The sequence below is a fragment of the Capnocytophaga sp. oral taxon 336 str. F0502 genome (assembly GCF_000411575.1).
Classification (GTDB): domain Bacteria; phylum Bacteroidota; class Bacteroidia; order Flavobacteriales; family Flavobacteriaceae; genus Capnocytophaga; species Capnocytophaga ochracea.
Window position 1 is genome coordinate 287,894 of the sequence record NZ_KE150489.1, and the last position, 15,729, is coordinate 303,622.

Sequence of the window (15,729 nt, forward strand, 5' to 3'; positions counted from 1 at the left end):
ATCTTTGCGCGCTTTCAAGAGAGATACAACAAGTTTAAACTGTAAAAATAAAGAACATTGAATAAGGAAATATCATCAAATCAGCTTATTAGTAATATTATAGCTGGTATAGAAAAAGTAAAAGGAACCGATATTACCATTATGGATTTGCGCGAGGTAGAGAATACCGTGTGCGATTATTTTATTTTGTGCAATGGGTCTTCTAATACCCAAGTGTCGGCTATCTCTGGTGCTATTCAAAAGGTAGTGAGTCAAGCCGAAGGTCATCAACACCCGTGGCACGTAGAAGGTGAAGCTAATGCCGAGTGGGTACTCATCGATTATGTGGATGTAGTGGTGCATATCTTCCAAACAAAAATACGTGAGCATTACGACCTCGAAGGACTTTGGGGAGACGCTAAAATTATCAACTTAGAAACTAACTATTAAAAATATGTCGGACAATAAAAGCAACGGGTCTCGTTTTTCAGCCTATTGGTTATATGCCATATTACTGCTGATACTCATAGGTTTTAATTATTATTCAGGAGCCAGTTTTTGGTCACAACCCAAAGAGATTCCGCAATCTAAATTTGAGGAATACCTTAGCAATGGTGATGTATCCAAAATCATCATCTTAAACCATAAAGAAGCTAATGTATATCTCACCCCCGATGCTCTTAAAAAAGAAGAGCACAAAGAGGTAAAACCTACGGGAAATACCTTTATGCAAGGTGCTAACGCAGGTGACGTACCCCAATACCGTTTTGAATTAGGCGATTTGAGTAATTTCGAAAACCGATTCGACCAAATTGTAAAAGATAACAATCTCAGCACTACTCGTGAGAACAAGACCCAGCAAAACATCTTCGGCGATTTGCTGTTCTCTATTTTGCCTTTTATAGTTATCATAGGCTTATGGATTTACGTAATGCGTCGTATGGCAGGAGGCGGAGGAGCTGGTGGTATCTTCAGCATTGGTAAATCTAAGGCGCGTGTATTCGATGAAAAGAAAGAAACGCGTGTAACTTTTCAAGATGTAGCAGGCTTAGAGGGAGCAAAAGAAGAAGTACAAGAGATTGTAGACTTCCTCAAAAACCCCGATAAATACACTTCATTAGGAGGTAAAATACCGCGTGGAGCCCTATTAGTAGGTCCTCCTGGTACAGGTAAAACTCTTCTTGCGAAAGCTGTAGCAGGTGAAGCCCAAGTACCTTTCTTCTCACTCTCTGGTTCTGACTTTGTAGAGATGTTCGTAGGGGTAGGAGCCTCTCGTGTGCGCGACCTTTTCAAGCAAGCTAAAGAAAAGTCTCCTTGCATTATCTTTATTGATGAAATTGATGCTATAGGTCGTGCTCGTGGTAAAAATGTAATGACGGGAGCTAATGATGAGCGTGAGAATACTCTCAATCAACTCCTTACCGAGATGGACGGTTTTGGTTCACATACTAATGTTATCGTATTGGCAGCTACTAACCGCGCTGATATCCTCGATAAAGCGCTAATGCGCGCAGGACGTTTCGACCGTCAGATTTATGTGGAGCTTCCTAACTTAAATGAGCGCAAACAGATATTTGAAGTACATTTGCGACCTATCAAAACAGCAGAAACATTAGATATAGACTTCTTAGCAAAACAAACCCCAGGATTCTCTGGTGCTGATATTGCTAACGTATGTAATGAAGCTGCTCTTATTGCAGCACGCAAAGGGAAAACAGCGGTAAGCAAACAAGAATTCCTTGATGCAGTGGATAGAATTGTAGGTGGTTTGGAGAAGAAAACTAAAATCCTTACTCCCGAAGAACGCAAGACTATAGCCTTCCACGAAGCAGGTCACGCTACTGTAAGTTGGCTCTTAGAACACGCCGCACCACTTGTAAAAGTAACTATCGTGCCTCGCGGACAGTCGTTAGGCGCAGCTTGGTATTTACCAGAAGAACGCCAAATAGTGCGTACTGAACAGATACTCGATGAGATGTGCGCTGCCCTTGGCGGTAGAGCTGCAGAAAAAGTGATATTCGATAAGATTTCTACAGGTGCTCTCAGCGACCTTGAGAAGGTAACCAAACAAGCGCGTGCAATGGTAACCATTTATGGGCTTAATGACAAGATAGGTAACCTTACTTATTACGATTCAGCCCAAGCCGATTATAGTTTTACCAAACCTTATAGTGAGAAAACAGCGCACCTAATAGATGAAGAGATTTCTAAGATTATAGAAGAACAATATCAGCGTGCTATTGATATTCTCACCGAGAATAAGGATAAGCTTACTACTTTGGCAAACTTGCTCTTAGAACGTGAAGTAATCTTCCGTGAAGATCTTGAAAATATCTTTGGTAAGCGCAAATTTAAAGACCCACACGATATTATTGAGGAGGAAGAAGAAGATAAATCCTCAGAAGTTGTATCGTAATTACAATAAAAAAAGATGTATCAATTCTCTTTGATACATCTTTTTTATTCTTTATTTTTCTGCTTTTGCTAATCTTTGGTACTCACCCCACGCCTCTATAAGCATAAACTCCATTTGCTTATTTTCCTTCTTCCTTACAAGATCGTGGAACTCGGTTCTCTCCATTACATAATAGGCTAAAACGTCTATTTCCTCTTCGTTTAGTTTGAGTTCTTTTTGTAGAAAGACTTTCATATTTTCACGTATATAGCTAGCGACAGCTAAGTTCTGTTCATTGGCTACAATTTTCTTTAAGAGCTTCTTTCGTCCACTTATAGTATTAATGAGTAAATCAATGCTTAATAAATTTCCTCCTGCACTATGAGTAGCGCTATACAACCGTTTTTCAGCAAAAGTACGCTCTACAGGAGTATGCTGTAAAATACCTAACCTTTGAGCAGAAACCCCTTGATATTTTGATACTTCAACTTCATCAAGCTGATTGACCTGTTCTTTCATCTGTATTAAAACTCCTCCGAAACCAAAATCAGCTTTTGTAAGAGTGCGATAAACAGTTTGCATCCCTACAAAAGTAATTTGCAAAGTATTACGTTCACTTGCTTTCAGTGTAAAATAACCATTAGCATCAGTAGTAGTAACAGCATTGGTATAAAGATTCATCACGTGAGCTCCTGACAAAGGTATTGTATCACGCATCACTCTACCACGCACTTGTTTTTGTGCAAAGACTCCTACACTAAAAAACAACCATATAATTGTTAGATATTTCATAAAATTACTATGAATATTTTACTGTTTCCAAGTATCCGGACTTTTGCGCCATTGCTGGAGCATCTCTAAATCTTCTTTTTTGATACGACCAAAAAACAAGGCTTTTTCTAATAGACTGTCGTAATCGCCGGCAGTGTAAAGCGGTACCTTTTCCTCGGTAAAACGCTCATTGGCTACATCAAAATTGTAAGAGAAAAGAGCTATCATTCCCAACACCTCAGCACCACTATCGCGTAGGGCTTTTACCGCATTAAGGCTACTCATTCCGGTACTTATCAGGTCTTCTACCACTACTACCTTTTGTTCAGAGCGCAAAAAACCTTCAATTTGGTTTTGTCTGCCGTGTTTTTTAGGTTCAGGACGCACATACACGAAAGGCAATTGGAGTGCATTAGCTACCAACATACCAATGCCAATAGCCCCCGTAGCTACCCCTGCAATAACTTGTACTTCGGGAAATTTCTCTTTTACACCTCTTGTCAATACACTTGCAAAGTACGAACGAACCTCTGGAAATGAGAGAATTATACGGTTATCGCAATAAATTGGTGACTTCCAACCGCTCGCCCAAGTAAAATAATTTTCAGAATTCAATTTAATTGCGTTAATTTGCAATAAAAATTCAGCGGTATTTTGTGCCGTAATACTATCTAAAATCATAGGTTATGTATGAAATATTTTTAGACGAAAAGTCGATTATTTTGACAAATGTACGAGAAAATATTGAGAACGTCAAATGTTTTCCAATAAAAGATGTTACTCTTGATGTTATCTTGGAGGAACTCAAGCAAAAAGAGGTAGAAAAAATCTACTTATATCACCCTAAGGAAGAAAAACTTATGAAGAAATTTAAGCAACTTCTTCCTACCATAAAAGCAGGGGGTGGCATTGTGTATAATCAAGATGGAAAAGTACTGATGATTAAGCGTCACGGCAAGTGGGATTTGCCCAAAGGAAAGAAAGAAAAGGGAGAAAATATCGCTACTTGTGCTTTGCGTGAGGTAGAGGAAGAAACAGGTGTTAAAAAACTGCTTATCCAGCGCTTCCGAATGATTACTTATCACATATTCAAACGCGATGGGCAATATTTTTTGAAAGAGACCTATTGGTATGATATGACTACTACCTTTAAGAAGAAATTGGTACCTCAAACCGAAGAAGATATAGAAAAAGCGTGTTGGAAAGACGAGGCAGAGGTACACGAGTTGGTGAAGGATTCGTATAAAAATATTCAGAAGCTATTCAATTAGCAAAGAATCTCTCTCACAAGCTGATGCGAACAAAACGCTCGTGTCCTTTTTATTACGACCTACACCGAAGCTACACCGAATCTTCAGTGGCTCTACAGTGGCTCTACAGTGGCTCTACCCAGAACACTATGCGAAGTTATAGCGAATACCACTGGAATACAATCACTATATCAAACGGTTAATTGTTAATGGTTAATTGAAAATTTATCCTTACTTTTGTATCACTAATCTAATTCCTAAAACCTGACCTCTAAACTCTAAGTAAACTATGGCGAAAACAAAGAACGACTCCCTAACAAAAGGGTTTTCGGGAAAAGTCGGTAACCAATTCTTCTTCCGTAAAGTGCGGAATAAGACTATTAACAGCTAAGAGTAAAAGACAATTTCTATATGGTATAATAATAACATCACACACAATTTTGGTATCTTTGCGTCATTTAATTCTATTAATCAATTTTTATGACTTTACAACAACACTTTGCTAAATACATTTTTGGAGAAACCGAACAAATAGAAGCCCTCTGTGCGCTTTTTAGTGAGCGTACTCTTAAAAAGAAAGAATGCTATGGAACCCTATATCACCCCAATTATCAATCATTTTGAGAAGATTATTCTGCTTAACGCCGAAGAGAAAGCCTATGTAACTGAGGTATTTCAGCCTCGCTTGTATCGCAAGAAGCAATACATCTTGCAGGAAGGCGATGTGTGCCACGTGCTCAATTTTGTAGTGAGCGGTTGCCTGCGGATGTACACCATCAACGAGAAAGGCACCCAGCATATTGTACATTTCGCTGCTGAAAACGAGTGGATATCCAACCTAATGAGCCTCTATAAAGAAACACCTTCAGAGTTTAGTATCGATGCCCTCGAAAATACTACTGTACTACAGATAAAACAAGAGGATTTATTTCAACTCTACGGCTATTCGCCTAAGTTTAACCGCATCTTCCGTGTGCTGATAGAGGAAGCCTATGCCCAACTTCAACAACGCTTCCTATTGATTATCAGCGCTTCGGCACAAGAAAAATACCGATACTTCACCCAAGCCTATCCTCACCTACTACAACGATTACCACAGACGCAAATCGCTGCTTTTCTAGGAATCACTCCCGTATCGCTTAGCAACGTAAAAGCCGAATTGCTAAGAAATGGATAATTACCTGTCGTGCTACGACCTTAAAGTATTTTAAGCGTATTTCTTAAAATACTTTATTGCTTTCGCCTGCCGTATCGCCGTACCTTTGCACCAGAATTTTAAACGTATTATCACAATGAAAACAGAACAAAAAATTGCCGTTATAGGCTTAGGAAACATTGGTAAGGCAGTAGCCGAAAACCTTAACAAATCAGGTCGCAAATTTATAGTAGCAGGTAGAGATACTGCTAAAGTACAAGAAGTAGCTAAAGCTTGGCAAAACGCACAAGTAGCCGACATCGCTACTGCGGTAAAAGAAGCCGACATCGTAATCCCCGCTATTTATTTTCCACTTGTAAGCGAGTTTTTAAAAGAACACGCTGAGGCACTCAAAGGAAAAGTAATTGTAGATGTATCTAACCCTATCGCTCCCGATGAAAACGGAGGCTTTAAGAAAGTAATCGCTGCTGAAGCCTCAGCAGGTGAAATCAACGCCTCACACTTGCCACAAGGAGCGCACTTAGCAAAAGCCTTAGGTACGCTAATGGCAGGATCGCTCAGTGCTGAAGCCTTTACCACTCCACGCAAGGTGCTCTTCTATGCTACCGATGAGGTAAGTATCAACCCAGTGGTAGAGCAACTTATCAAAGATACAGGTTTTGAACCCGTACGTGTAGGAGGTCTCAATCAGTCTATCCGTTTAGAGGTATTCGGCGACCTAAACGAAGCAGGAGCTGTAGGCAAAACCGTTACCTTAGAAGAAGCAAGGCAATTGGTTAAATAATCAACTTATCGATGAGTAAAGAGAATAGATTTTTTTTTCAACCATTATTAATTAGCCAATGGGCATATTTGCTCATTGGCTAATTTATTGAACTACTTCAATGTTTTTCGCCCCCAACCCGCCGTACCTTTGCACCCGAAAATAATTAGCAAATTTGTAAATGTGCTAATTAGCAAATTGTTAGTGCGACTCGCACCAACAACACTCAAAACAGTAATAATCAAGAAAATCAAAAAACAGAAGAAATGATGACACAGAAATCTCAAAAACAACAAGTAACCGAGCTTTTAAAAGCTATTGAAACAGGTGCCGCTGAGCCCGTAGGCTATATCAATGCCGAGCATTACAAACAACACAACCTCGCCATTGCCGATGGGTTGGCTGGCTTCGGGGCTGCCTTACAAGCACTACCTGCTGGCTCTGCCCGCGTGAATACCGTGCGTGTATTTGAAGATGGCGACTATGTATTCGCCCACACCGATTACAACTTCTTTGGCGATAAGATAGGCTTTGATATTTTCCGCTTTGAGAATGGCAAAATCGTAGAGCACTGGGACAACCTACAAGAAAAACCTACCCAACCTAACCCCAGCGATAGGACAATGACTGACGGTACTACTGAGGTGAAAGATTTGGATAAGACGGAAGCTAATAAAACCCTTGTCCGCAACTTTGTAGAGGATATTTTGGTAAATGGCAAAATGGAAAAGCTCGCAGGGTATTTCGATGGAGACAATTATTTGCAACACAACCCGCAAATACCTGATAACCTTTCAGGTTTAGGCAGTGCGTTAGAGGCTATGGCTAAACAAGGTATCACGATGAAGTACGACACCATTCACAAAGTATTGGGTGAAGGCAACTTTGTGCTTGTAGTAAGCGAAGGACATTTAGGTGGTGTGCATTCTTCATTCTACGACCTTTTCCGCGTAGAGAACGGCAAAATAGCAGAACATTGGGATACTATCGAGCCTATTGCTAAAAAAGAAACGTGGCAAAACCAAAACGGCAAGTTTGGGTTTTAATATTATAGAGGCGAATAGCAATTCGCCCATATAGTTTCATCAGTCATTAGTAAAAGTGAATAGTAATTTGCCTCTACTAATGACTTTTTGTATCTTTGCACCCTATACAGCACAACAAATTACCTCTTAACTCTTATCTCTTACCTAAAAAATGAAAGCCCTTATCATCCGCTCTGATAGTGATAGAGGTGTTGAGAATTTCACAGTAAAAGCCTTCAATTTTTTAAACAAATTAGGCATTTTAAAACGTTACCGCCCTATGCCTACCGAAATATTAGCCAAAAAAAATGTTATCAACTGTACACAAGTCCCCTAAAGGAACTTTCACCTTTGCTTTAAATAAAATTTTTGAGATATAATAGGCACGGGCAACAATCATACACTTTGTCAAAGCCTAAGGACTTTGACAAAGTGTATGATTAGTATAGTAAATTCTGCTTTTGGTATAGAAAAACAACTTTTTTTCTTCTAACAATCCGTTTTTCTGTACTTTTGCCACTGTAATACTTAAATCTTTATTATAGTGAAAGAAATAATAACTTTTATAGCATTGCTCTTTGTAGCAAGTGTTTCAGCGCAAATCAGTGTAAAAGCAGAGTATATGAGCAATTCCAAGTTCTACGATGCAGTAAGCGATAGCAATATAGGCGATGGCTCGGCTATGATTTACTCTGTGGGGGCTTTAGTACCCCTCTCGATGAAAGTCCGTGAGGAAGAAGACCCTTACCAGCGAACTACTGTATGGGGTGTAGGGCTTAACGGCACTTTTGTAAAGATGAACAACCACAATTTTCCTATCGGGAAAGAACTACCTTCAGAGGTGATGAACCTCGGCGTGAGCACTATTCATCTCCGCCCTTTAAAAACACGTTGGTCTATGCTTATGGTGCTCGGAGCAGGAAGCTATACCCCCGAAAATCGTCTTTCGTCTATTCATATAGGTGAAAATGTAGTAGCAAATGGTGCTGTAGTGTTTATATGGCACTGGAAACCCAACTTCGAAATAGGGGGAGGTGCTGCCCTTAATAATACCTTTGGCTACCCTATGCTATTCCCTGCCCTTTATGTTAAATACAAAGGCGGTTTTTCCGACAAATTCACCATAGAAGCTGCTTCTATCGATGGTGCAAAAATTGCTTTTGGGTATAACTTTAGCGAGCACTTCAATCTGAAATTAGTTGCTAATGTGGGAGGTTATGCCGCTTACTTAAAACGTAACGGACGAAAGGAAACTTTCACCCAACAGAATATCATCACAGGCTTGCAACCTGAATTTAAAATTGGTAAATACTTAAGTATTCCTATTATAGTAGGGGCTAACTTTTTGCGTTCGGGTGTATATCAAGAGCGCAAACTCTCTGCGATGTTCAAGTCTGAAGCCAAAAATGAAGATGGCACCCCTCGTTCCAGTCAGTTCAATCCTGCTTTTTACCTTTCGGCGGGGATTACAATTGGAGGAAACTAATAACAGGATTCAAAAATCTAAAAAGGTATGACTTTACCCAATAGAAACTATGGACGAAAATCCCTATATATTTCTAAAAAACAATCTCTTCTTGCAGTTTCTTATTGCCGATAGATATCGCATCTATAGGCATATAACTGCTTGTGTATCATTGCTATTGTTTTTCCTAACCACTAAAGAATGGGGAGCGTACAAAGGCTTTGTTGACCACTTGGATTGGATAGAGAGATGTATAATTATCACAGCAGCTTTTTACTTAAATATCTATGTGCTTATTCCGCGCTTTTTGTTTAGAGGAAAACTTGTTACTTACACCTTTAGCCTTATAGGGATACTTTTCATCTGTCAAGTGATTACCTACTACCTAAATGCCGTTATATGGAGAGAGTATATTATCAGTGAAGACCTAAAAAAAGCGATGGCTTTGCCTATCCCTACCCTATTTATCTTTTCATTATTGAGTTTATTGCCTTTTATAATGCTATCCACACTCATAAAAATATTCCAATTGTGGATAAAAAGCACCGAAAAGATGCAAGAATTAGAGCAACAAGCTGCCAAAAGTGAGCTACAAGCTCTCCGTAGCCAAATACAACCGCACTTTTTGTTCAATATGCTCAATAGTATCAACACATTGTTGTACATCGACCCCGAAAAAGCCTCGTATAGCATCGCAAAACTATCCGATTTCTTGCGACATTTGCTCTACCAATCACACGAAGAACGAGTTTTTCTCTCTTCTGAATTGCGTTTTCTCTCCGATTTTCTCTCTTTGGAAGCAATGCGCCGTGATGATTTTACTTATGAGATTACCTACAACGAAAAGAATATACAAGGCATACAACTGCCTCCTAACATATTGCTTATCTTAGCCGAAAACGCTGTAAAACACAGTATTGATGCCCTTGCACCTACTTATATCTATATGAAATGCGAACAAAAAGAGGGATGGTTACACTTTTCTGTATACAATTCCGTACCTTTGCAACCTAATCCTCAACAAAAATTCAGTGGTATAGGATTAACTAACCTCCGCCGGCGGTTAGAACTGCTCTATGGCGACCGTTTTAAGCTGTCGCAAGAAGCTCTACCACAAGAATATATAGTAACCTTAGCGCTACAACTATGAATTGTTTGATAATAGACGATGAACCCTTAGCATGTATCGGTATGGAGCGCCTCATAAGGCAATACAGCCATTTGAATGTATTAGGCACCTTCAAAAACACTGTAGGCATTGCCGACTTTCTGAAAAAGAACGAAGTACACTTACTCTTTTTGGATATAGAGATGCCTGGGGTAAACGGCTTGGAGTTCGCTAGAACTTTACCTGAACATACTTTGGTTATCTTTACCACCGCCTACAGCCAATATGCCTTAGAAAGCTATGAAGTAGATGCCCTCGACTATTTAGTAAAGCCTATTACCCCCGAACGCTTTAAAAAAGCCGTTGCCAAAGCCGAAAGTTATCTCCAACTGCTCTCGCAGCAGAAAACCGACTTTGAAGCTACTGATACACAATACATCAGTATCCGCGCCAATAGACGCAATTACCGCATTCCTCATAACGATATCCTATATATAGAAGCATTGAAAGATTACGTGATTATCCACACCTTCACCGACCGCTACATCACGTGGATTAATCTCAAAAACATCCATAGCCAGCTCTCTGAGTCGGTATTTGTACGTGTCAATAAGAGTTATGTAGTGAATATACAACACATTACTTCCTACACCCACCAGTTTGTGTATATAGGTGAGACAGAAATTCCTATAGGCAGGGCGTATGAAGTAATTAGCAAATTTGGAAATTAGCAAATTTGTTAATTGGAGAATTAGTTGTATTTTTGTCCTCTTAAAATTTCAATTTATCAAATAAAAATGTCTCAATCAGAAAAAGAAAAAATGCTTTTAGGGCAACTTTATGATCCCAACGATCATATTTTAGTACAAGAAAGATTAAAAGCAAGCGACCTCTTGCTACAAATCAACCAGCTTCCTGAAACATCAGAAGAGCGACAAAAACTATTGCAACAACTATTAGGAAAATATAATGGCGATTTTGTAATTCGCACTCCTTTCTATTGCGATTATGGTTATAATATCAGTATAGGAAAGAATTTTTTTGCTAATTTTCATTGTGTAATGCTCGATGCAGCTAAAATAGTGATAGGCAACAATGTGCTTTTTGCTCCTAATGTATCACTTTTTACAGCTACACATCCTTTGGAGGTTACACAACGCGTACAAGGTTTAGAATATGCCCACCCTATTACCATTGGCGATAACGTATGGATAGGTGGTAATGTAGTGATTAACCCTGGGGTTACTATCGGAAATAATGTAGTAATAGGTTCAGGAAGCGTGGTAACCAAAGACATTCCTTCAGATAGTATTGCATACGGAAATCCTTGTAGAGTACAACAAAATAAAACTACCATTAACTAATTGACTAATCGGCAAATCGACTAATTAACAAGTTTACAAATAAAAAAAATGAAAAAGATTTTAATTTTATTACTCATTATGGCAACAACAGCAATCAATGCCCAAACAGAGCCTGTAGAAATACAAGGGGCTAAAGGTAAATTAGCAGCTACCCTGCAAATGCCTAAGATAGAGAAGGGCAAAAAGGTGCGAATGGTGATTATCTGTCACGGTTTTGGTGGCGATAAAGACCGTCCCCTATTGCGCACTATCGCCGACAGGCTGCAAGAGGCGGGTATCGCGAGCATCCGTTTTGATTTCAACGGTTGTGGCAAAAGCGAAGGACGTTTTCAAGATATGACCGTACTCAACGAAATTGAAGACGCCAAAAAGGTGATAGATTATGCTCAGAAACTCCCTTGGGTGAGCGGCATCAGTATTGTAGGGCATTCTCAGGGAGGTGTAGTAGCCTCGATGGTAGCCGGTGAGCTGAAGAAAAGCATCAAGAGTGTGGCTCTTTGTGCCCCTGCGGCTGTTTTGCGCGATGACGCCCTGCGCGGCAGCACACAAGGCGCTACTTACGACCCACATCATATTCCTGAATATGTAGACCTCCCCAGAGGAATGCGTATGGGACGGGACTATGTTGTAACAGCCCAAACGCTTCCTATTTACGAAACTGCCAAAGAGTACAAAGGCGCAGTACTCGTTATTCACGGCACTTGGGATGTGATAGTCCCCTACACCTATGGCGAGCGCTACCACCAAGGGTATAAAAATAGTCGATTAATACTTCTCCCCCAAGTAGACCACGTTTTTTCTACTGAAGAAGCCCGAACCAAAACCGCCGCTGAAATTACGGAATTTATAAAGAAACATTAGAAACAAATCCCCGCTGATAGTATTCTCTACGAGCGGGGATTTTTTAATTCGCTAATTATTCACTACTTTTGCACTCATCAAGAGCACAGATACCCTATCGACTCTAGGCTCAAATTAGCACTCAATAATGTAAAAAATTTACTTATTTTTTCTATGTCAAGGACAATTCATCTGTAGAGATTCTAAGATATGATAGCGAAAAAAAGGAATGGTTCGTGGGTGGCTATAATGCCTCTCCTTCACTAACATATGAAAAGCCATAAAACCTTTAGAAAACATACACCCCCCTCCCCGCTGGTAGAGAAAGCTACCGGCGGGGAGTTTTTATATCCCCCAACTCATAGTAATACCTACACCTTAAAAAAATATTTATAAAATAATATATAGTAAGTTTGCTTATTATATAAAAACATATTACCTTTGCGCCCGAATAAAGAAGTAAATTTAAATTATATATGAAAGTTTTAATTATCAACGGGCATCCTACTATGGAGACGTCTAACGCCAATAAGGCTATTTTAGAAGAAGTAAAACGCTTGCTCCCTGAGGCTGAAGTAAGTAACTTGCAAGCTCTCTATCCTAACTATCAAATTGATGTAACTGCCGAACAAGCTAAACTTGTAAAAGCAGATGTAATTGTATGGCAATTCCCTGTGAATTGGTATTCGCTTCCTGCCTTGCTGAAAAAATGGTTAGACAACGTGTTTTCACACGGCTTTGCTTATGGCGACAACAAGCTGATGGGCAAGAAACTTATCCTTTCTTTCACCACTGGAGCACCTGAAGAGGCTTACCAACACGGTGGCGCACAGAACTATCCGTTTACCGATTTTCTCAATATTCACCGCCAAACTGCCAATCACTGCAAACTGCTTTTCCAAGAGCCTGTAATCTCTTACGGAATGAAGTACATCCCAGAAGTAATGCCCGAAGAAGCGCTTACAACCCTACAACAAAGAGCCAAAGATCACGCCGCTCGATTGGTTGCGCAAATCAAAGAATTAAGCTAATTTTGCAATTGATAAAAATCGCCGTGTGGCAGTGTATCACACGGTTTTTATTCCATTTATAAATGAAAAAGAGACCTATCAAATATTGGATTATCGTGGCGAGCAAAGACCACGTACAAATGGGCGTTGCGGGAGGATTTGCCCAAGCCTGCCACGGCAAAGCACAGCCTTTGAAACGTATGCAGGAGGGTGACGGTATTCTCTATTACTCTTCCAAATGCTATTTTGGAAAAGAAGACAAATGCCAAGCCTTCACGGCTATTGGCAGAGTGAAAGACGAGGAAGTCTATGCCTTTCAGATGAGTGAAAATTTCTGTCCGTTTAGGAGAAATATTAGTTTTGTAGACTGCGAAGAAGCGCCCATAGCCGACCTTATCGAGCTATTGGACTTTATCCCCAACAAAAAAGCGTGGGGATATCCTTTTCGTTTTGGTATTTTGGAAATATCCGAGAACGATTTTAAACTTATAGCCTCTAAAATGTTACATAATGACCTCTCAGCCCTCAATTTTTAATTTGAAAGCCGAAGAAAGCTCAGGGCTTTTACTTTGGCAGGTAAGTATGTTATGGCAACGCGGAATCAAAAAAGTGTTGCAACCTTTCGACCTCACACACCCCCAGTTTGTACTCTTGGCGAGTGCCCAGTGGTTTGCCCAACAAGGAAAGGAAATCACGCAGGTATCTTTGGCAAATTTCACCAAGATAGACCCAATGACTACCTCGCAAGTGGTGCGCACTTTACAGAGCAAAGACCTCATCACAAGGGAAGAACACAAAACCGACACCCGCGCCAAAGTAGTTGCCATCACCGATAAAGGTGCCGAACTCATCGCGCGAGCTGTCGCTAAGGTCGAGGCTTTCGACGATGAATTTTTCAGTATTTTGGCAACCGAACAGCCCTCGTTCAACGTTCAACTGCACAAACTTTTAACGAATTAGCAGAATCGTTTTGCTACTTGCTATCCTTAATATAGATTTTTGTTTGGGTATTAATAGAGTGAATGCTTTGAAGAAGGAAGCGGAGAATAATTGAGCAATTAGCAAATTAGAAAATTTGGAAATTAATAATTGTGTTTTATTCTGTTAGGAAAGTTCCTTTTTCAAGCACAATTTTATTTCCCCATTGGGTAAGGGCATCGAGTATGGGCAAAAAAGATTTCCCTAAGTCGGTGAGTGAATAGATAGCCACCAAAGGAGGTTTTTCGCCATAGACAACTTTAGAAATAAGCCCGTCGTTTTCCAATTGTTTTAGCTGGATACTCAGCGTAGTTTCGGTTACCGAATAGAGGTCTTTTCTCAGTTCGCTAAATCGCTTTTCACCTTCTTTAAGATGATACAAAATCACGGCTTTCCATTTTCCTCCTATCAAATCCATCGCTACGGCAATGGTGCAAGGATAGTTTTTTTCTCCTAAGCGAACGCTAGGGGCAGTACACTCTAATTTTGTTTCCATAATAGTTGAAATTATAAAGTATCTATTTAGATAGTTATTGCCAGATTGAAAGTTGTACTATAATTTTGCGCCAAAATTAAAAAATAATTTCAATATGGCATTAGTAATTTTAGCACACCCCCATTTTGACCAATCGATAGCCAATAAGGCTATCATAGAGGAGCTTTCTTGTAGCGATATAGATTTTGAAATCAGAAATTTATCAGCGCTATACCCTACCTTTCAAATAGATGTAAAAGCGGAGCAAGAAGCCTTACTCAAGCATCAAGAGGTTATCTTTCAATATCCTTTTTATTGGTATAATATGCCAGCGATACTCAAGCATTGGTTTGATGAGGTTTTCACGTATCAGTTTGCTTATGGTTCACAAGGAGATAAGCTCAAAGGGAAATATTTTATCCCAAGTTTTACCGTTGGGGCACCCGAAAGTGAATATCACACTTTGGGAGAACACCATTTCAAAGTATACGAGTTTTGTAAGAACTTAGCGCAAACGGCTTATTATGCGCAGATGAAGTATGTAGAGCCTCTATATTTTTATGGAACATCAGTAAATGCAGGTTATACCAGAGAGGATATAGAAGCAAAAGCCAAAGCGCAAGCCCAGCGATTGTTAACATTTCTTTCTTCACTGAAATAACACACAAATTAGGATTAAAAAACACCCTCCCCACTGGTAGGAAATACTACGAATGGGGAGGGTTTTTATTAGTTATTCTTCAAGTGGTCATTTCCAAAACGGATAATCGCTTCTATGATAGGTAAGGCTTCTTTACCTAAATCGGTAAGGGAATACTCCACTCGTGGGGGTACTTCTGGATAACTTACTTTTGCTACCAATTGATGAGTGCAGAGCGTTTTTAGTTCTTCATTAAGTACTTTTTCACTCACTTGTGGAATGGCACGCTTTAATTCTCCATAACGATGTGTGCGCTGACTGAGATGAAACAGTATAAGCATTGCCCATTTGCTTCCCATTATTTGCATTGTTCGCCATACAGGACAGTCTTTGTTAATATTTTTTTCGTTCATCGCAATATTTTTTCTATTTGATACTGAGTAATTCTAACTTTTTTGTAAGGTGCTTACTTTCTCGTAAGTACTTGTGTGCTTGGATACAAAGGTATAA

General features: G+C 39.6%; 21 protein-coding genes. 17 read left to right on the forward strand and 4 right to left on the reverse strand.

The features are described from left to right. Positions 1-57 precede the first annotated feature (57 nt). Together rsfS and ftsH are read left to right on the forward strand one after the other, a co-directional pair. Positions 58-429 carry a ribosome silencing factor gene (gene rsfS, locus HMPREF1528_RS04680; RefSeq protein WP_002671325.1) on the forward strand — a complete coding sequence of 124 codons (372 nt, stop codon included), beginning with the start codon at positions 58-60 and terminating at the stop codon, positions 427-429. A 4-nt stretch (positions 430-433) separates the two neighbouring features. Then, positions 434-2,395 (forward strand): ATP-dependent zinc metalloprotease FtsH, encoded by a 1,962-nt coding sequence (gene ftsH / locus HMPREF1528_RS04685; protein ID WP_009409994.1) that lies wholly within the window; start codon positions 434-436, stop codon positions 2,393-2,395. Positions 2,396-2,446: 51 nt separating this feature from the next. On the opposite strand, the gene HMPREF1528_RS04690 is transcribed toward ftsH, so the two are convergent. Next, positions 2,447-3,166 carry a carboxypeptidase-like regulatory domain-containing protein gene (locus HMPREF1528_RS04690; RefSeq protein ID WP_016478835.1) on the reverse strand — a complete coding sequence of 240 codons (720 nt, stop codon included), beginning with the start codon at positions 3,164-3,166 and terminating at the stop codon, positions 2,447-2,449. Positions 3,167-3,184: 18 nt separating this feature from the next. Beyond that, positions 3,185-3,826 (reverse strand): orotate phosphoribosyltransferase, encoded by a 642-nt coding sequence (gene pyrE, locus HMPREF1528_RS04695; RefSeq protein WP_016478836.1) that lies wholly within the window; start codon positions 3,824-3,826, stop codon positions 3,185-3,187. 5 nt (positions 3,827-3,831) lie between these two features. Here pyrE and HMPREF1528_RS04700 point away from each other — a divergent pair, with 5 nt between their 5' ends. From HMPREF1528_RS04700 to HMPREF1528_RS04755, 14 genes are all read left to right on the forward strand, one after another. Continuing rightward, positions 3,832-4,416: an NUDIX hydrolase gene (locus tag HMPREF1528_RS04700; protein WP_016478837.1), complete on the forward strand. Its 585-nt coding sequence runs from the start codon at positions 3,832-3,834 to the stop codon at positions 4,414-4,416. Positions 4,417-4,875: 459 nt separating this feature from the next. Continuing rightward, the gene (locus tag HMPREF1528_RS12595) at positions 4,876-5,019 is read left to right on the forward strand and encodes a hypothetical protein (RefSeq protein WP_016478838.1); all 144 of its coding nucleotides are present in this window, start codon (positions 4,876-4,878) and stop codon (positions 5,017-5,019) included. After that, positions 4,982-5,572: a Crp/Fnr family transcriptional regulator gene (locus tag HMPREF1528_RS04705; protein WP_016478839.1), complete on the forward strand. Its 591-nt coding sequence runs from the start codon at positions 4,982-4,984 to the stop codon at positions 5,570-5,572. Before HMPREF1528_RS12595 ends, HMPREF1528_RS04705 begins: the two co-directional genes overlap by 38 nt. Positions 5,573-5,687: 115 nt before the next feature. After that, positions 5,688-6,335: an NADPH-dependent F420 reductase gene (locus tag HMPREF1528_RS04710; protein ID WP_016478840.1), complete on the forward strand. Its 648-nt coding sequence runs from the start codon at positions 5,688-5,690 to the stop codon at positions 6,333-6,335. Between the two features lie 245 nt (positions 6,336-6,580). Next, positions 6,581-7,360, forward strand: coding sequence for a nuclear transport factor 2 family protein (locus HMPREF1528_RS04715; RefSeq protein ID WP_016478841.1), 780 nt, complete (start codon positions 6,581-6,583; stop codon positions 7,358-7,360). A 151-nt stretch (positions 7,361-7,511) separates the two neighbouring features. Continuing rightward, complete coding sequence (locus HMPREF1528_RS12710) at positions 7,512-7,676, forward strand: hypothetical protein (RefSeq protein ID WP_016478842.1); 165 nt, start codon at positions 7,512-7,514, stop codon at positions 7,674-7,676. Between the two features lie 207 nt (positions 7,677-7,883). Next, a complete protein-coding gene (locus tag HMPREF1528_RS04720; RefSeq protein ID WP_016478843.1) occupies positions 7,884-8,825 on the forward strand; it encodes a DUF6268 family outer membrane beta-barrel protein in 942 nt (313 codons plus the stop codon). A 49-nt stretch (positions 8,826-8,874) separates the two neighbouring features. Beyond that, entirely contained in the window at positions 8,875-9,954 is a 1,080-nt protein-coding gene (locus tag HMPREF1528_RS04725; RefSeq protein WP_016478844.1) for a sensor histidine kinase, read from the forward strand. After that, positions 9,951-10,643 carry a LytR/AlgR family response regulator transcription factor gene (locus tag HMPREF1528_RS04730; RefSeq protein ID WP_016478845.1) on the forward strand — a complete coding sequence of 231 codons (693 nt, stop codon included), beginning with the start codon at positions 9,951-9,953 and terminating at the stop codon, positions 10,641-10,643. Before HMPREF1528_RS04725 ends, HMPREF1528_RS04730 begins: the two co-directional genes overlap by 4 nt. 66 nt (positions 10,644-10,709) lie before the next feature. Beyond that, complete coding sequence (locus HMPREF1528_RS04735; protein ID WP_016478846.1) at positions 10,710-11,276, forward strand: sugar O-acetyltransferase; 567 nt, start codon at positions 10,710-10,712, stop codon at positions 11,274-11,276. A 48-nt stretch (positions 11,277-11,324) separates the two neighbouring features. Next, entirely contained in the window at positions 11,325-12,137 is an 813-nt protein-coding gene (locus HMPREF1528_RS04740; protein WP_016478847.1) for an alpha/beta hydrolase, read from the forward strand. A gap of 455 nt (positions 12,138-12,592) precedes the next feature. Continuing rightward, complete coding sequence (locus HMPREF1528_RS04745; RefSeq protein ID WP_016478848.1) at positions 12,593-13,147, forward strand: NAD(P)H-dependent oxidoreductase; 555 nt, start codon at positions 12,593-12,595, stop codon at positions 13,145-13,147. A gap of 62 nt (positions 13,148-13,209) precedes the next feature. Then, positions 13,210-13,662, forward strand: coding sequence for an EVE domain-containing protein (locus HMPREF1528_RS04750; protein ID WP_016478849.1), 453 nt, complete (start codon positions 13,210-13,212; stop codon positions 13,660-13,662). Further along, entirely contained in the window at positions 13,637-14,086 is a 450-nt protein-coding gene (locus HMPREF1528_RS04755; RefSeq protein ID WP_016478850.1) for a MarR family winged helix-turn-helix transcriptional regulator, read from the forward strand. Before HMPREF1528_RS04750 ends, HMPREF1528_RS04755 begins: the two co-directional genes overlap by 26 nt. A 136-nt stretch (positions 14,087-14,222) precedes the next feature. On the opposite strand, the gene HMPREF1528_RS04760 is transcribed toward HMPREF1528_RS04755, so the two are convergent. Then, a complete protein-coding gene (locus HMPREF1528_RS04760; RefSeq protein ID WP_016478851.1) occupies positions 14,223-14,600 on the reverse strand; it encodes a winged helix-turn-helix transcriptional regulator in 378 nt (125 codons plus the stop codon). 94 nt (positions 14,601-14,694) lie between these two features. Between HMPREF1528_RS04760 and HMPREF1528_RS04765 the strand changes: the two genes are divergently transcribed. Continuing rightward, positions 14,695-15,240 carry an NAD(P)H-dependent oxidoreductase gene (locus tag HMPREF1528_RS04765; protein ID WP_016478852.1) on the forward strand — a complete coding sequence of 182 codons (546 nt, stop codon included), beginning with the start codon at positions 14,695-14,697 and terminating at the stop codon, positions 15,238-15,240. 68 nt (positions 15,241-15,308) lie between these two features. Here the strand turns inward: HMPREF1528_RS04765 and HMPREF1528_RS04770 are convergent, their stop codons facing one another. Beyond that, entirely contained in the window at positions 15,309-15,632 is a 324-nt protein-coding gene (locus HMPREF1528_RS04770; RefSeq protein ID WP_016478853.1) for a winged helix-turn-helix transcriptional regulator, read from the reverse strand. Positions 15,633-15,729: the final 97 nt, after the last annotated feature.

Bases quoted from the DNA above. Each gene is read 5' to 3' on its own strand.
- HMPREF1528_RS04715 (WP_016478841.1), top strand. From the start codon at position 6,581: ATGATGACACAGAAATCTCAAAAACAACAAGTAACCGAGCTTTTAAAA.
- HMPREF1528_RS04750 (WP_016478849.1), top strand. From the start codon at position 13,210: ATGAAAAAGAGACCTATCAAATATTGGATTATCGTGGCGAGCAAAGAC.
- HMPREF1528_RS12595 (WP_016478838.1), top strand. From the start codon at position 4,876: ATGACTTTACAACAACACTTTGCTAAATACATTTTTGGAGAAACCGAA.
- HMPREF1528_RS04755 (WP_016478850.1), top strand. From the start codon at position 13,637: ATGACCTCTCAGCCCTCAATTTTTAATTTGAAAGCCGAAGAAAGCTCA.
- HMPREF1528_RS04730 (WP_016478845.1), top strand. From the start codon at position 9,951: ATGAATTGTTTGATAATAGACGATGAACCCTTAGCATGTATCGGTATG.
- HMPREF1528_RS04700 (WP_016478837.1), top strand. From the start codon at position 3,832: ATGTATGAAATATTTTTAGACGAAAAGTCGATTATTTTGACAAATGTA.
- HMPREF1528_RS12710 (WP_016478842.1), top strand. From the start codon at position 7,512: ATGAAAGCCCTTATCATCCGCTCTGATAGTGATAGAGGTGTTGAGAAT.
- HMPREF1528_RS04690 (WP_016478835.1), bottom strand. From the start codon at position 3,166: ATGAAATATCTAACAATTATATGGTTGTTTTTTAGTGTAGGAGTCTTT.
- HMPREF1528_RS04725 (WP_016478844.1), top strand. From the start codon at position 8,875: ATGGACGAAAATCCCTATATATTTCTAAAAAACAATCTCTTCTTGCAG.
- HMPREF1528_RS04770 (WP_016478853.1), bottom strand. From the start codon at position 15,632: ATGAACGAAAAAAATATTAACAAAGACTGTCCTGTATGGCGAACAATG.
- HMPREF1528_RS04735 (WP_016478846.1), top strand. From the start codon at position 10,710: ATGTCTCAATCAGAAAAAGAAAAAATGCTTTTAGGGCAACTTTATGAT.
- HMPREF1528_RS04745 (WP_016478848.1), top strand. From the start codon at position 12,593: ATGAAAGTTTTAATTATCAACGGGCATCCTACTATGGAGACGTCTAAC.
- HMPREF1528_RS04740 (WP_016478847.1), top strand. From the start codon at position 11,325: ATGAAAAAGATTTTAATTTTATTACTCATTATGGCAACAACAGCAATC.
- ftsH (WP_009409994.1), top strand. From the start codon at position 434: ATGTCGGACAATAAAAGCAACGGGTCTCGTTTTTCAGCCTATTGGTTA.
- HMPREF1528_RS04765 (WP_016478852.1), top strand. From the start codon at position 14,695: ATGGCATTAGTAATTTTAGCACACCCCCATTTTGACCAATCGATAGCC.
- HMPREF1528_RS04705 (WP_016478839.1), top strand. From the start codon at position 4,982: ATGGAACCCTATATCACCCCAATTATCAATCATTTTGAGAAGATTATT.
- HMPREF1528_RS04760 (WP_016478851.1), bottom strand. From the start codon at position 14,600: ATGGAAACAAAATTAGAGTGTACTGCCCCTAGCGTTCGCTTAGGAGAA.
- HMPREF1528_RS04710 (WP_016478840.1), top strand. From the start codon at position 5,688: ATGAAAACAGAACAAAAAATTGCCGTTATAGGCTTAGGAAACATTGGT.
- pyrE (WP_016478836.1), bottom strand. From the start codon at position 3,826: ATGATTTTAGATAGTATTACGGCACAAAATACCGCTGAATTTTTATTG.